The organism is Streptomyces sp. NPDC005752 (assembly GCF_040630715.1).
Lineage (GTDB): Bacteria > Actinomycetota > Actinomycetes > Streptomycetales > Streptomycetaceae > Streptomyces.
On the sequence record NZ_JBEXYB010000007.1, the window covers coordinates 48,365 to 61,597 of the forward strand.

Annotated in this window: 14 protein-coding genes; 6 read left to right on the plus strand and 8 right to left on the minus strand. The window is 69.4% G+C overall.

Annotation, left to right across the window (positions count from 1 at the left end; genetic code table 11):
- Positions 1-36: 36 nt before the first annotated feature.
- Genes ABZ441_RS08220 through ABZ441_RS08230 form a run of 3 tightly spaced genes read right to left on the minus strand, consistent with a single transcriptional unit; the run spans position 37 to position 2,455 of the window.
- On the minus strand, positions 37-1,017 hold the full coding sequence (locus ABZ441_RS08220; protein WP_358969690.1) for an ABC transporter substrate-binding protein: 981 nt from the start codon (positions 1,015-1,017) through the stop codon (positions 37-39).
- Between the two features lie 52 nt (positions 1,018-1,069).
- Complete coding sequence (locus tag ABZ441_RS08225; RefSeq protein ID WP_358969692.1) at positions 1,070-1,744, minus strand: ABC transporter permease; 675 nt, start codon at positions 1,742-1,744, stop codon at positions 1,070-1,072.
- A 3-nt stretch (positions 1,745-1,747) separates the two neighbouring features.
- Entirely contained in the window at positions 1,748-2,455 is a 708-nt protein-coding gene (locus ABZ441_RS08230; protein WP_358969694.1) for an ABC transporter permease, read from the minus strand.
- Between the two features lie 140 nt (positions 2,456-2,595).
- On the opposite strand from ABZ441_RS08230, the gene ABZ441_RS08235 reads away from it, so the two are divergent.
- From ABZ441_RS08235 to ABZ441_RS08260, 6 genes are all read left to right on the plus strand, one after another.
- The gene (locus ABZ441_RS08235; RefSeq protein ID WP_358969696.1) at positions 2,596-3,771 is read left to right on the plus strand and encodes a betaine/proline/choline family ABC transporter ATP-binding protein; all 1,176 of its coding nucleotides are present in this window, start codon (positions 2,596-2,598) and stop codon (positions 3,769-3,771) included.
- Between the two features lie 121 nt (positions 3,772-3,892).
- Complete coding sequence (gene folP / locus ABZ441_RS08240; protein ID WP_358969698.1) at positions 3,893-4,753, plus strand: dihydropteroate synthase; 861 nt, start codon at positions 3,893-3,895, stop codon at positions 4,751-4,753.
- Entirely contained in the window at positions 4,750-5,232 is a 483-nt protein-coding gene (locus tag ABZ441_RS08245; RefSeq protein ID WP_358969700.1) for a nuclear transport factor 2 family protein, read from the plus strand. The genes folP and ABZ441_RS08245 overlap by 4 nt, the downstream gene beginning before the upstream one ends.
- A 192-nt stretch (positions 5,233-5,424) precedes the next feature.
- The gene (gene folB / locus ABZ441_RS08250; protein WP_205018817.1) at positions 5,425-5,784 is read left to right on the plus strand and encodes a dihydroneopterin aldolase; all 360 of its coding nucleotides are present in this window, start codon (positions 5,425-5,427) and stop codon (positions 5,782-5,784) included.
- Positions 5,781-6,392 carry a 2-amino-4-hydroxy-6-hydroxymethyldihydropteridine diphosphokinase gene (gene folK / locus ABZ441_RS08255; RefSeq protein WP_358969701.1) on the plus strand — a complete coding sequence of 204 codons (612 nt, stop codon included), beginning with the start codon at positions 5,781-5,783 and terminating at the stop codon, positions 6,390-6,392. The genes folB and folK overlap by 4 nt, the downstream gene beginning before the upstream one ends.
- Positions 6,393-6,475: 83 nt before the next feature.
- A complete protein-coding gene (locus ABZ441_RS08260) occupies positions 6,476-6,961 on the plus strand; it encodes a DUF3180 domain-containing protein (protein ID WP_358969702.1) in 486 nt (161 codons plus the stop codon).
- Positions 6,962-7,119: 158 nt separating this feature from the next.
- On the opposite strand, the gene folE is transcribed toward ABZ441_RS08260, so the two are convergent.
- From folE to ABZ441_RS08285, 5 genes are all read right to left on the minus strand, one after another.
- A complete protein-coding gene (folE, locus tag ABZ441_RS08265; RefSeq protein WP_358969950.1) occupies positions 7,120-7,725 on the minus strand; it encodes a GTP cyclohydrolase I FolE in 606 nt (201 codons plus the stop codon).
- 184 nt (positions 7,726-7,909) lie between these two features.
- A complete protein-coding gene (ftsH, locus tag ABZ441_RS08270) occupies positions 7,910-9,964 on the minus strand; it encodes an ATP-dependent zinc metalloprotease FtsH (protein WP_358969704.1) in 2,055 nt (684 codons plus the stop codon).
- 219 nt (positions 9,965-10,183) lie between these two features.
- The gene (hpt, locus tag ABZ441_RS08275) at positions 10,184-10,723 is read right to left on the minus strand and encodes a hypoxanthine phosphoribosyltransferase (RefSeq protein ID WP_014155504.1); all 540 of its coding nucleotides are present in this window, start codon (positions 10,721-10,723) and stop codon (positions 10,184-10,186) included.
- Between the two features lie 99 nt (positions 10,724-10,822).
- Positions 10,823-11,896 carry a tRNA lysidine(34) synthetase TilS gene (gene tilS, locus ABZ441_RS08280; protein ID WP_358969706.1) on the minus strand — a complete coding sequence of 358 codons (1,074 nt, stop codon included), beginning with the start codon at positions 11,894-11,896 and terminating at the stop codon, positions 10,823-10,825.
- Between the two features lie 187 nt (positions 11,897-12,083).
- A complete protein-coding gene (locus ABZ441_RS08285) occupies positions 12,084-13,229 on the minus strand; it encodes a zinc-dependent metalloprotease (RefSeq protein WP_358969707.1) in 1,146 nt (381 codons plus the stop codon).
- Between the last annotated feature and the right edge of the window lie 4 nt (positions 13,230-13,233).

The window sequence follows — 13,233 nt, forward strand, 5'->3', positions numbered from 1 at the left end:
CTGGCGGCCTCTCAAGTGACCCTCCGGGGCGCCTTTTTACTTCTTGATCAGGCCCTTCGACCGGAGATACTCCGCAGCCGCGTCCGCGGGCTTCGCGCGCTCCGCGTCGACCTTGCGGTTCAGTTCCGCGAGGTCCTGCGTGGTGAGTGCGTCGGTGAGCTTCCCGAGCGCCTCGGCGATCTCCGGCGCGCCCGCGTCCTTGGCATTGAGTACCGGAAGGACGTTGTCCGCGTTCTGCAGCTTCTTGTCGTCCTCCAGGAACACCAGCCCGTAGGAGTCGAGCACGGCGTCCGTGGTGGTGGTGAGGACCAGTTGGTCCTTGCCGTCCTTGACGGCCTGCTTCGACTGCGGCGTGCCGACCCCCTTGGGGTCGATCCCGGTGACGTCGATGCCGTACGTCTTCTTCAGCCCGGGCGCGCAGAACGGGCGCACCTCGCATTCGTCGCCCGCCGCGATCTTCACCTTGATCTTCGAGGCGCCGAGATCGGAAAGCGTCGTGAGGCTGTTCTTGTCGGCGAATTCCTTCGACACCGCGAAGGCGTTCTGGTCGACCGCCTTGCCCGCCGGAAGGACCTTCAGTCCGAGCGGGGTGGCGAGCTTCTCCAGAGCTGTGACGGTGGCCTTCACGTCACCGGAGGCCACCGGCTTCTTGGCCGCGTCCTCCGCTCCGTTGACCTTGGCGTTGAGGAATTCGGCGAGGGTCGCCGCGTATTCCGGGACGACGTCGATCTCGCCCTTCTCCAGCGACGGCTCGTACAGCTCGCGGTTCTTGACCGTGGTGACCGAGGTGTCGTATCCGGCGTCGCCCAGGACCTGGGCGTAGAGCTCGGCGAGCACCTTGGACTCGGTGAAGCCGGCGGCGCCCACGACGAGCGAGCCCTTCTTGGAGTCGGCACCGGCACCCGTGTCCGAGCCGCCCTTCTCCTTCTCCAGGCTGTCGCCGCCACAGGCGGCGAGCGACCCTGCCAGCGCGACCGCTCCGATGACCGCACCCGCTATGCGCGAGGTCCTGCTCATGTTGTTCTCCGTCCGCGAAAAATGGTGTGCACAGTGCGAAAAGCCGGCGCGTTCATACGGTCCGGCGGCGGCGCAGGGGCGACAGCAGCCGGTCGAGCGCCACGAGTACGCCCTCCACCACCAGGGCCAGGAGGGCGACCAGTACGGCGCCGGCGAAGACCTGGGCGGTGTCGTAGGTGTTGAATCCGGCGGTGATGATCCGGCCGAGGCCCCCGAGGCCGACCATCGCCGCGATCGAGGCGGTGGCGATCACCTGTACGGCGGCGGACCGGAGGCCGTTCATGATCATCGGGTAGGCGAGGGGGAGCTCGACCCGCAGGAAGAGCTGCGCGCCGGACATCCCCATCCCCCGCGCGGCCTCCAGCACCGACCGGTCCACCTCCGTCATCCCGACGTAGGCGTTGGTCAACAGCGGGGGGACGGCGAAGAGCACCAGCGCGATGACCGTGGGCAGATAGCCGGAGTTGCGCAGGGGCGTCATCATGAACAGCGCCAGCACCGCGAACACCGGGACCGCCCGGCCCACGTTGGAGAGGTTGACGGCGAGCGCGCCCCCCTTGCCCACGTGCCCGAGATACAGCGCGACGGGCAGGGCGATGACGCAGGCCACCGCGAGGGCTGTCCCGCTGACGTAGAGATGCTCGGCCAGCCGGTGTCCCGCCCCGCCGTCCCCCGACCAGTTGGCTCCGGTGGTGAGCCAGACCCATGCCTCTTCGACGACTCCCATGGGTCAGCCGGCCTCCGTCTTCGCGATGCCCGCCCCGGCGGGCGGCCGTATCCGGGTCCAGGGCGTGAGCAGGCGTTGCACGCCGAGAAGCAGCAGGTCGGCGGCCACCGCGAGCAGCACGCAGAGCACGGACGCGGTGAGTACCTGGGCCTTGAAGAAGCTCGGCAGCGCGTCCTCGATGAGATTGCCGAGGCCACCCTTGCCGACGAGGGAGCCGACCGTGGTCAGCGCGACCGTCGACACCGTGGCGATCCGCAGCCCTGCCATCAGCGCGGGCAGGGCGAGCGGGAGCTCGACCTCCCAGAGGAGCCGGACGGGCCCGTATCCCATGCCCTTCGCGGCTTCCCTGGACTCCTGCGGGACCGCTTCGAGTCCCGCCAGGATGTTCCGGACGAGGATGGTCAGCGAGTAGAGCACCAGTCCGGTGACGACGAGCGCCGCGGACAGCCCGAAGAGCGGCAGCAGCAGCGAGAACATCGCCAGCGACGGCACCGTGTAGAGCACTGTGGTCAGGCCCAGCACGGGGCCCGCGAAATGCCGGCCCCGGCGGGCGAGCAGCGCGAGCGGAAATGCCACCGCGAGCCCTATCAGCACGGAAGCCACCGTGATCCAGATGTGCTGGACGGTCGCTTCGGTCAACTCGGCGCTGCGGGAGCGCAGATACTCTCCGCAGATCCAGTCGTTCGTCGCCAGGCAGTTCTGCTCGGCCATCCGCCCCCACCTCCTGTTGCCCTCGCGATGCCGATCCGGTTCCGGTCCTGGGTGACCCTATCCCCGACCACCGACAATCGCCGAGGCTGTCTTATTCCGGCAACATGGCCTTCACAGAGCCCGCGCCACAATGGGGAATCATGATCCGTTTCGAGCACGTCACCAAGCGGTACGCGGACGGCACCACCGCCGTCGACGACCTTTCCTTCGAGGTCGCCGAGGGTGAACTGGTCACGCTCGTAGGGCCTTCCGGCTGCGGCAAGACGACCACCATGAAAATGGTGAACCGCCTGATCGAACCGACCGACGGCCGGATATTCCTCGACGGGGACGACATATCCTCCATCGACCCCGTCCGGCTCCGCCGCCGTATCGGCTACGTGATCCAGCAGGTGGGGCTGTTCCCGCACAAGACGGTCCTGGAGAACACGGCTACCGTTCCCCATCTCCTGGGCTGGGGACGGGAAAAGGGCAGGAAGCGCGCCGCCGAACTGCTCGATCTCGTCGGACTGGACCCGTCCGTTTATGGCGGCCGCTATCCCGAGCAGCTTTCGGGCGGCCAGCGCCAACGGGTCGGCGTGGCACGCGCCCTGGCCGCCGACCCCCCGGTTCTGCTGATGGACGAACCTTTCGGCGCGGTCGACCCTGTCGTACGGGAAAGGCTGCAGAACGAATTCCTGAAACTGCAGGCACAGGTCCGCAAGACCGTGTTGTTCGTCACCCATGACATCGAGGAAGCCGTCCGGCTCGGCGACCGGATCGCCGTGTACGGACACGGTCGCATCGAACAGTTCGACACCCCGGCCACGGTGCTCGGGGCTCCGGCGACTCCTTACGTCGCCGGCTTCGTCGGGGCGGACCGGGGCCTCAAGCGGCTCTCGGTCACCCCCATCGAGGAGAGCGACCTGGACCAGCCGCCTGTCGTCCACCTCGACGACCCGCTGGCGAAGGCCACCGAGCGGCTGCGGGCCGACGGCGCGCGCTGGGCGGTCGTCCTGGACGGCCAGGACCAGCTGCACGGCTGGATCCCCGCGGACGACGCGTCAGCGGCCGGGGGCACGGTCCGTGAGCACGCCCGGCGCATGGAGGCGTGGCTTCCGCTCGGGGCTCCGCTGAAGCAGGCCTTCGCCACGATGCTGCAGCACGACGCGGGCTGGATCGCCGTCATCGACGAGGAGGGCGCCGGCCGCTTCCTGGGCGTGCTGACGCCTGCCCGGCTCCATGAGGCCCTGCGCCGCTCGATCGACGCGGACGCACAGGACGTGCCGCGCGCCGAGGTCGCTGTGGAGACCGTGGCGGGTGTCGGCCCGCACTGACGCCCTCCCGCTCCGCCGGCGGGGCCGCCGTACCGTCCGTCCGGCTGAACGCGGGGCGAAGGGGTACCGGGCGGTGGGCTCACGGCGGCGGGCTTCCCGTGGAGCGCCTTAGGCTGGTCGCATGAGTAGGTTGCGAGGACGGGGCACGGTGCGGGGTCTGCCGGAGTGGGACCGCTGTGCGGTCATGGGAGTCGTCAACGTGACGCCCGACTCCTTCTCCGACGGCGGCCACTGGTTCGACACCACGGCAGCGATCAAGCACGGCCTCGAACTGATGGACCAAGGCGCGGACCTGATCGACGTCGGCGGCGAGTCGACCCGCCCCGGCGCGAGCAGAGTGGACGAGGCCGAGGAACTGCGGCGGGTGATCCCGGTCGTGCGGGGGCTGGTCTCCGAAGGCGTCACCGTCTCCGTGGACACCATGCGGGCCGCCGTGGCCGAACACTCCGTCGCCGCCGGTGCGGCCCTGGTCAACGACGTGAGCGGGGGCCTCGCCGACCCGGGCATGATCCCGGTCGTCGCGGACGCCGGGGTGCCGTTCGTCGTCATGCACTGGCGCGGTTTCAGCGAGTCGATGAACAGCCGCGCGGTGTACGGGGACGTCGTCGGCGAGGTCGTCGCGGAACTCCGGGAGCGCATGGAGGCCGTGATCGAGGGCGGGGTGGACCCCGAGAAGCTGGTGATCGACCCGGGGCTCGGCTTCGCCAAGAACGCCGCCCAGGACCTCGCCCTGGTCGCGCACCTCGACCGGCTCCGCTCTCTGGGCAGACCGCTGCTCGTGGCCGCCTCCCGCAAGCGCTTCCTCGGCCATGTCCTGGCAGGCGAGGGCGCGGCCCCGCCGCCCGCCCGCGAGCGGGACGCCGCGACGGCCGCGGTCTCCGCCCTCTCCGCCGCCGCCGGCGCGTGGGCGGTCAGGGTGCACGCGGTACGGCCCACGGCCGACGCGGTGCGGGTCGCCCGCGCCGTCGAGGGAGCAGCGTGAGCGCCGCGCGCGACGAGCACGAGGAGGCCGCCGCCGACATCGCCGCGGTCGAGCAGGCGAACACCGCCTTCTACGAAGCGCTGGAACGCGGCGACTTCGACGCGCTCTCCGGCCTGTGGCTGCCCGGCGAGGACCTCACCGTCTCCTGTGTGCACCCGGGCTGGCCGGTGCTCACGGGCCGCGGCGAGGTGATGCGGAGCTACGCGCTGATCATGGCGAACACCGAGTACATCCAGTTCTTCCTGACCGATGTCGGCGTCTCGATGACAGGCGATACCGCCCTGGTGACCTGTACCGAGAACATCCTCAGCGGTGGCCCCGCGGAGGAGGGCAACGCACTCGGCCCGCTCGTCGGCCAGCTCGTCGTGGCCACCAACGTGTTCCGGCGCACTCCTGAGGGCTGGAAGCTCTGGTCGCACCACGGCTCCCCCGTTCTGGCCGAAACCGGTGACGAGGAGGACGAGGAGCCGACCGCCTGAGCGGACGGCGCCGGCCACGGGGATTGCCCACCCCGATCACGGGGTATACGCGGCCCACCCCTTGCCGGGCCGGTCCGCGCGCCCCCGCGGGCGGGAGCTGTCCGTGCACGCGGGTAGATTCGAAAGACGGCACTTCTCCGCCCGCACGCGGTCAGGTGCCTCCAGAGACGACGAACAGCAGGAGTGATTCGCGTGGATCGTGTCGCGCTGCGCGGCCTCAAGGCCCGTGGGCACCATGGTGTCTTCCCCAGGGAACGGGAAGAGGGCCAGACCTTCATCGTGGACCTGGTGCTGGGCCTCGACACCCGCCCCGCGGCAGCCGCCGACGACCTGTCGAAGACCGTTCACTACGGCGTGGTCGCGGAAGAGGTGGTCGGTGTCGTCCGGGGCGAGCCGGTCGACCTGATCGAGACCCTCGCCGAACGCATCGCGCAGCAGTGCCTCAAGCACGACGGGGTCGAGGAGGTCGAGGTCGTCGTCCACAAGCCGGACGCCCCGATCACCGTTCCCTTCGACGACGTGACCATCACCATCACCCGGAGCCGAGCATGACCGCATTTTCCGCCGAGGGGCAGAGCGACCCGACCGTACAGCCGGTTCCCGCCGCCGTGGTCGAGCAGGTCGACGCGGCAGACGTCACCCTCTCCAACCCCAAACTCGCCGTGATCTCCCTCGGCTCCAACCTGGGCAACCGGCTGGAGACGCTCCAGGGCGCGGTCGACGCCCTGGGGGACACCCCCGGCCTCCGGGTCAAAGCGGTCTCCCCGGTCTACGAGACGGAGCCCTGGGGCGTCGAGACCGGCTCACAGCCGTCGTACTTCAACGCGGTGATCGTCGTGAAGACGACCCTGCCCCCTTCGTCCCTGCTGGAACGCGGCCAGGCCATCGAGGAGGCGTTCGACCGTGTCCGCGAGGAGCGCTGGGGCCCCCGCACCCTCGACGTCGACATCGTGTCGTACGCCGAGGTGGTCTCCGACGACCCCCTGCTGACCCTCCCCCACCCGCGCGCCCGCGAGCGCGCCTTCGTGCTCGCCCCCTGGCACGACCTGGACCCGGAGGCCCAGCTGCCCGGCGCCGGGCCCGTCGCCGACCTGCTGACCGGTGTCGGCCGCGAGGGTGTGCTCGTCCGGCCCGACCTGGAACTTCGCCTGCCCGAGTAGTCGTTAGGCTCAAGGACCCCCGGCTACGGGCGAACCGCCCGGGCGAGCGGCACGGGCAACGGCGACGAAGGGCGGCACTCTCGGTGAAGCAACTACGGCTCGGCCTCCTGGCCGGACTCTTCGCCGGAGCCGGCGTGCTGTCCTGGGGCGCAGCCCGCCTCTGGAACTCGCTGGGGACACTGCCGAGCGTGCCGCTCGCCGCGCCCGTCGTCCTGGCCGTGATCGCCGTCGTACTGCTCGCCACGGCGCTGTCGATCCGGTCCCGGTTGCGCGCCCAGCGGGAACGGCGCCCCGGAGCGAAGGGCGTCGAGCCGATGATGGCGGCGCGCGCCCTGGTCTTCGGCCAGGCCAGTGCGCTCGTCACCGCCCTGGTCGCGGGGATGTACGGCGGCACGGGCGTCTTCCTGCTCGGCTCCCTCGACGTACCGCCCCGGCGGGATCAGGCCATCTACGCCGGCTTCGCGGTCCTGGCCGGCATCGCGGTCGTCGCCGCGGCGTTCTTCCTCGAGCGGGTCTGCAAGCTCCCGGACGACGGCGACGACGATCGGAACAGGGCCCAGGCCGCCTGAAGGTCTCCCGCGCGCATCGGACCGGCGCGCGGCGACGCTCCTGGTGAATCCGCCCGGACGGCAGCGTTCATGTGTTCACCGGGGTCGCACTCCCCCGCTGTCCGGACTCGTCGCCGCCGCGCCGGGGCCGGGCCCTCCCAGCCCCGTTCCGGCGTCGGCTAACGCGCCATGATGAGGCTCATCGCCTCGGCACGAGTGGCCGAATCACGCAGCTGGCCACGGACCGCGGACGTGATCGTCTTGGCTCCGGGCTTACGGATACCTCGCATCGACATGCACATGTGCTCGCACTCGACGACGACGATGACACCACGGGGCTCCAGGATCGACATGAGCGAGTCGGCGATCTGCGTGGTCAGTCGCTCCTGGACCTGCGGCCGCCGGGCGTACACGTCGACCAGACGGGCCAGCTTCGACAGCCCCGTGATCTTGCCGCTGGTCGCCGGGATGTAGCCGACGTGCGCGACACCGTGGAAAGGCACCAGGTGGTGCTCACAGGTGCTGAACACCTCGATGTCCTTGACCAGCACCATCTCGTCGTGACCGAGGTCGAACGTCGTCGTCAGCACGTCCTCCGGCTCCTGGTGGAGTCCGGCGAATATTTCCTGGTAAGCACGCGCCACACGGCCCGGGGTCTCGCGCAGCCCCTCGCGGTCGGGGTCCTCCCCGACAGCGAGGAGGAGTTCCCTTACGGCGGACTCGGCCCGCTTCGCATCGAATACGCCGATCGAACCCTGCCCGTCGAGCGTCACCGGGTCGGTCATCTGTGCCTCGTTCCTCTGTGCAGTCATATGCGCGGTCCCGCCCGGCCCTACGGAAGTACGGCAGGCACAACGCAGGCATACGAAAAAGCCGCGCCCCCACAGGCTAGAACCTGGGGGGCGCGGCATCCATTCCGGGCCTGGTGGTAGCCCCGTGACAGGGGCCACACCGGATCGGTCAGGGGGCCTAGCTCTCGGGGCGATCCTCGGGGAGCGCCTCCGGTGAGGTGCCGGACTTCTTCGTGATGTCGATGTCCGTCGGCGCGATCTCCGGAGTACCCGAACCATTGGCAGAGCCGTTGGTGAGGGCGAGCTCCTTCGGAGAGAGCACAGGGGGACGCGTCGACGGTGTACGCCGGGCGGATCCGGTCCACGCCGGGCGGGCCGGACGCTTCACGATCGGGGCGAAGATCTCGGCGATCTGCTCCTTGCCGAGCGTCTCCTTCTCGAGAAGCTCCAGGACCAGGGCGTCGAGGATGTCGCGGTTCTCCACGAGGATTTCCCACGCGTCGTTGTGCGCGGTCTCGATGAGCTTCTTGACCTCTTCGTCGACGAGCGCCGCGACCTCTTCCGAGTAGTCGCGCTGATGGCCCATCTCCCTGCCCACGAACGGCTCGGTGTTGTCTCCACCGAACTTGATCGCGCCCAGGCGCTCGGTCATGCCGTACTGCGTGACCATCGCGCGGGCCGTGGCGGTGGCCTTCTCGATGTCGTTCGCAGCACCGGTCGTCGGGTCGTGGAAGACCAGCTCCTCGGCCGCGCGCCCGCCCAGCATGTACGCCAGCTGGTCGAGCATCTCGTTACGCGTCGTGGAGTACTTGTCCTCTTCCGGGAGCACCATCGTGTAACCGAGGGCACGGCCGCGGGAAAGAATCGTGATCTTGTGGACCGGGTCCGACTGAGGTGAGGCCGCCGCGACCAGGGCGTGTCCGCCCTCGTGGTACGCGGTGATCTTCTTCTCCTTCTCGGACATGATCCGGGTCCGCTTCTGCGGTCCCGCCACGACGCGGTCAATGGCCTCGTCGAGCATGTGGTTGTCGATCAGCTTCTTGTTGCTGCGCGCCGTGAGGAGCGCCGCTTCGTTCAGCACGTTCGACAGGTCGGCACCGGTGAAGCCGGGCGTACGACGGGCGACCGCGTTGAGGTCGACGTCCTCCGCGACGGGTTTGCCCTTCTGGTGGACCTTGAGGATCTCGAGGCGGCCCTGCATGTCCGGGCGGTCGACCGCGATCTGCCGGTCGAAGCGTCCCGGGCGCAGCAGTGCCGGGTCCAGGATGTCCGGCCGGTTCGTGGCGGCGATCAGGATGACGCCGCCCTTCACGTCGAAGCCGTCCATCTCGACGAGCAGCTGGTTGAGCGTCTGCTCGCGCTCGTCGTGGCCACCGCCCATGCCCGCACCGCGGTGCCGGCCGACGGCGTCGATCTCGTCGACGAAGACGATCGCCGGAGCGTTCGCCTTGGCCTGCTCGAAGAGGTCGCGGACACGGGAGGCACCGACACCGACGAACATCTCGACGAAGTCGGAACCGGAGATCGAGTAGAACGGGACGCCCGCCTCGCCTGCGACGGCGCGAGCGAGCAGCGTCTTACCCGTACCGGGCGGCCCGTACAGCAGGACACCCTTGGGGATCTTGGCGCCGACGGCCTGGAACTTCGCCGGCTCCTGGAGGAATTCCTTGATCTCGTACAGTTCCTCGACGGCCTCGTCCGACCCCGCCACGTCGGAGAACGTCGTCTTCGGCGTGTCCTTGGTGATCAGCTTGGCCTTGGACTTGCCGAACTGCATGACCTTCGAACCGCCGCCCTGCATCTGATTCATCAGAAACAGGAAAACGATCACGATCAGGACGAAGGGCAGCAGCGTCAGAAGGATCGAGACGAACGGGGACTGCTTCGACGGCGAGACGGTGTAACCCTTCTCAATGTCACCGCTCTCGAACTTCTTCTGCAGCGTGTCGGCAAGCTCGACGCCCTGGTTCCCGATGTAGCTCGCCTGGAACTTGCTGCCGGACTCGCCCTTGAGCTTCTGCTTGTCCTTCAGCTCGATCTTCAGGATCTGTTCGTCACCGGTGGTCAGCTTGGCCTGCTCCACCTGGTTCTTGCTGATCGCCTGGATCACCTTGCCGGTGTCCACCGTCTTGTAGCCGCCGGACGAGCCGACGACCTGCATCAACACGACCACGGCGAGGACGGCCAGCACGATCCACATGACCGGCCCACGGAAGTATCGCTTCACGTCCATCCATACGGAGCGAAGTCGCCCCGTCCCTCCTGCCCGTAGGTAAATGCTGCTGTGAGAAAAGACTGTTCTTCGGACGGTACCCCAGCATTGTCACCCGTGACCGCAGGGGAGGTACGACAAACCCGTCTTCGAAGGCTCCAACGGCCCGCACGCCACGAGGGTTCCCGGGAGTCCTGCCGGGTTCGGCCGTGCCGGGCCGGGCCCGGTCGGGCGGCCGTCTCAGCCTCCGTACACGTGAGGTGCGAGGGTGCCGACGAAGGGAAGGTTGCGGTACTTCTCCGCATAGTCCAGCCCGTAGCCGACGACGAACTCGTTGGGGATGTCGAAGCCGACCCACTTCACGTCGATCGCGACCTTCGCGGCATCCGGCTTGCGGAGCAGCGTGCAGACCTCCAGGCTCGCGGGTTCACGCGAACCGAGGTTGGTCAGCAGCCAGGACAGCGTCAGGCCGGAGTCGATGATGTCCTCGACGATCAGGACGTGCTTGCCCTTGATGTCGGTGTCGAGGTCCTTGAGGATCCGGACGACGCCTGAGGACTGGGTGCCGGCGCCGTACGACGAGACGGCCATCCAGTCCATGGTGACGGGGGTGGACAGCGCGCGGGCCAGGTCCGCCATGACCATCACCGCACCCTTGAGCACGCCGACGATGAGCAGGTCCTTGCCCGCGTACTCCGCGTCGATCTTCGCTGCCAGCTCGACGAGCTTCGCGTCGATCTCTTCCTTGGTGAGGAGCACCGACTGAAGGTCGGTGCCCATGTCCTTCTCGTTCACCCGCGTCTCTTTCTCTGCCCTGCCGGCCCCGGATCGTTCCCAGGGCCGGACCGGCGTTTCGCCTGCACTTCAGCCGCTTGCGCTTCAGCTCTGCCGAATCACCAGTCTGCCACCCTGCCGCCGCACCTCGACGCGGCCGGGCAGGTTGATGGCGCCCTGGCCCCGCCAGCCGGTGATGAGCCGGTCCACTTCCTCGATGTGACGGGCGAACAGCGAACCCGCGGGGGAGCCGGTGTCGATCACGGCACGGCGCAGCACCCGGCGGCGCACCGCCGGCGGCAGCACGGAAAGTTTCGCGCACTCCAGCCGTCCGTCGTCGTCGCGGACCGAACGCGCGGCCTCGGCGGCCCAGGTGTCCAGCGCGTCGGCATCGTCGCGGGAGAGCTGCGCCGTACGGGCGAGGGCCTCCACGACCCCCTTGCCGAGCGCCTTCTCCAGGGCGGGCAGACCCTCGTGGCGAAGCCGGGAGCGTGTGTAGGCGGGATCGATGTTGTGGGGGTCGTCCCAGACGGGGATCGACTGGACCAGGCAGGCCTTGCGTGCGGTCTGCCGGTCGAGCTGGAGGAACGGCCGGCGGTAGCGGCCGGCGGGACCGGACGCGGCGGCCATCCCGGAGAGCGAGCGGATGCCCGAACCTCTGGCGAGGCCGAGCAGGACGGTCTCCGCCTGGTCGTCGCGTGTGTGGCCGAGGAGGACGGCGGCGGCACCGAGCCGCTCCGCCGCGGCGTCCAGGGCCGCGTAGCGCGCGTCCCGGGCGGCGGCCTCGGGCCCGCCGTCGCGGCCGACCCGCACGGCGACGGCCTCGACCGGGTCGAGCCGCATCTCGGTCAGGCGGGCGACGACCTCGTCGGCGCGGAGTCCGGAGCCCGGCTGGAGGTTGTGGTCGACGGTGATGCCCCCGGCGCGGACGGGGAGCTTGCGCGACTCGAAGGCGAGGGCGGAGGCGAGAGCCATGGAGTCGGCGCCCCCGGAGCACGCGACGAGCACCAGCGGGGTGTCGGGCCGCTCGGGAAGGGCGGAACGCCGCCCGCCCGCCCCCGCTTCGGCGAACTCGGCGTGCTCCGCCTGTTCGGTGTGACGGTTGTGTTCGGTGACGACGTCGTGAAGTACGCGGCGGACCGCCAGGCGTATCGCCGCGACCGCAGGATGGGGACCCATGTCCGGTGCCCTTCGGGTGAAGTTTTGGGGGTGCCTCTGAGCGCGCGGGACGAAGTCCCGTCACTCAGAGTGCGTCGATGGTGACAGAGACAAGCTGTCCATCGAGCATTGCACGCCTTCCCATGCCCCTACGGTCCCTCGGATGGGTGATTGGACGGGCAATTCCGTGCCGCCGGACCGGCCGGGATCACTGATCTGTCTTACGGTGCACGCGCGCCACCCAGTCCGCCGGTGCGGCGATCTCGGCCTTGGTCGGGAGGGTGTTGGGAGAGGTCCACACCCGGTTGAAGCCGTCCATGCCGACCTCGTCCACCACGGCCCGGACGAACTTCTCGCCGTCGCGGTACTGCCGCAGCTTCGCGTCGAGCCCGAGCAGTTTGCGCAGTGCCAGGTCCAGCCTGCTCGCGCCGCGCGCCCTGCGCCGCTGGAACTTCTCCCGGATCTCGGCGACGGAGGTCACCACATCCGGGCCCACCCCGTCCATCACGAAGTCCGCGTGGCCTTCGAGCAGCGACATCACGGCGGTGAGGCGGCCCAGGATCTCGCGCTGGGAGGGCGTCTGGACGATCTCGACGAGGCTGCGCCCGCCGTCGTCGCCCTCCTCCCCGCGTTCGCCCTCGGGCCGGCTGCCTCCCGAGAATGCCTGCGCAGCCTCGCGAAGGCGTTCGAGCACCGTCATCGGGTCGACGTCGGTCTCGTCGAGGAACGACTGGATTTCGCCCCGCAGGTGGTCGCGGAGCCAGGGGACCCCGGTGAACTGGGTGCGGTGCGTCTCCTCGTGGAGGGCCACCCACAGCCGGAAGTCGTGCGGGTCGACCTCGAGTTCGCGCTCGACGTGAACGATGTTGGGGGCGACCAGCAGCAGCCTGCCGCCCCCCTTGGACGAGGCGGGCAGCTCCCGGGTGGCGGGGGCGAAGGTCTCATACTGTCCGAGGACTCGGGAAGCCAGGAACGACAGGAGCATGCCCAGTTCGACACCGGTCACCTTGCCGCCGACCGCGCCGAGCACGGCGTTCCCCGGGCCGCCACCCCGCCGGTCCTGCATCTTCCCGAGCAGCGGACCCAGCAGCTCACGGAAGCCCGCGACGTTGGCCCTGATCCAGCCGGCCCGGTCGACGACCAGGACAGGGGTGTCCTCGGGTTCGTGCCCGTCCGGGATCATCCGGGTGAACGAACGGACGTGCTCCTCGGAGGCCTTGGCATGCCTGCGGAGCTCCGCGACGACGGCGCGGGCCTCCTCACGGCTGATCTCCGGACCCGGCCGCACGAACCGGGTCGCGGTCGCTACCGCGAGATTCCAGTCGACCATCTCGGCACCACCGATGCTCGTCATGCGT

What these genes read in the sequence shown, in the direction of transcription:
- ABZ441_RS08220 (WP_358969690.1), bottom strand. Translation starts at nt 1,017, where the DNA reads ATGAGCAGGACCTCGCGCATAGCGGGTGCGGTCATCGGAGCGGTCGCG.
- ABZ441_RS08225 (WP_358969692.1), bottom strand. Translation starts at nt 1,744, where the DNA reads ATGGGAGTCGTCGAAGAGGCATGGGTCTGGCTCACCACCGGAGCCAAC.
- ABZ441_RS08230 (WP_358969694.1), bottom strand. Translation starts at nt 2,455, where the DNA reads ATGGCCGAGCAGAACTGCCTGGCGACGAACGACTGGATCTGCGGAGAG.
- ABZ441_RS08235 (WP_358969696.1), top strand. Translation starts at nt 2,596, where the DNA reads ATGATCCGTTTCGAGCACGTCACCAAGCGGTACGCGGACGGCACCACC.
- folP (WP_358969698.1), top strand. Translation starts at nt 3,893, where the DNA reads ATGAGTAGGTTGCGAGGACGGGGCACGGTGCGGGGTCTGCCGGAGTGG.
- folK (WP_358969701.1), top strand. Translation starts at nt 5,781, where the DNA reads ATGACCGCATTTTCCGCCGAGGGGCAGAGCGACCCGACCGTACAGCCG.
- folE (WP_358969950.1), bottom strand. Translation starts at nt 7,725, where the DNA reads ATGACCGACCCGGTGACGCTCGACGGGCAGGGTTCGATCGGCGTATTC.
- ftsH (WP_358969704.1), bottom strand. Translation starts at nt 9,964, where the DNA reads ATGGACGTGAAGCGATACTTCCGTGGGCCGGTCATGTGGATCGTGCTG.
- hpt (WP_014155504.1), bottom strand. Translation starts at nt 10,723, where the DNA reads ATGGGCACCGACCTTCAGTCGGTGCTCCTCACCAAGGAAGAGATCGAC.
- tilS (WP_358969706.1), bottom strand. Translation starts at nt 11,896, where the DNA reads ATGGGTCCCCATCCTGCGGTCGCGGCGATACGCCTGGCGGTCCGCCGC.
- ABZ441_RS08285 (WP_358969707.1), bottom strand. Translation starts at nt 13,229, where the DNA reads ATGACGAGCATCGGTGGTGCCGAGATGGTCGACTGGAATCTCGCGGTA.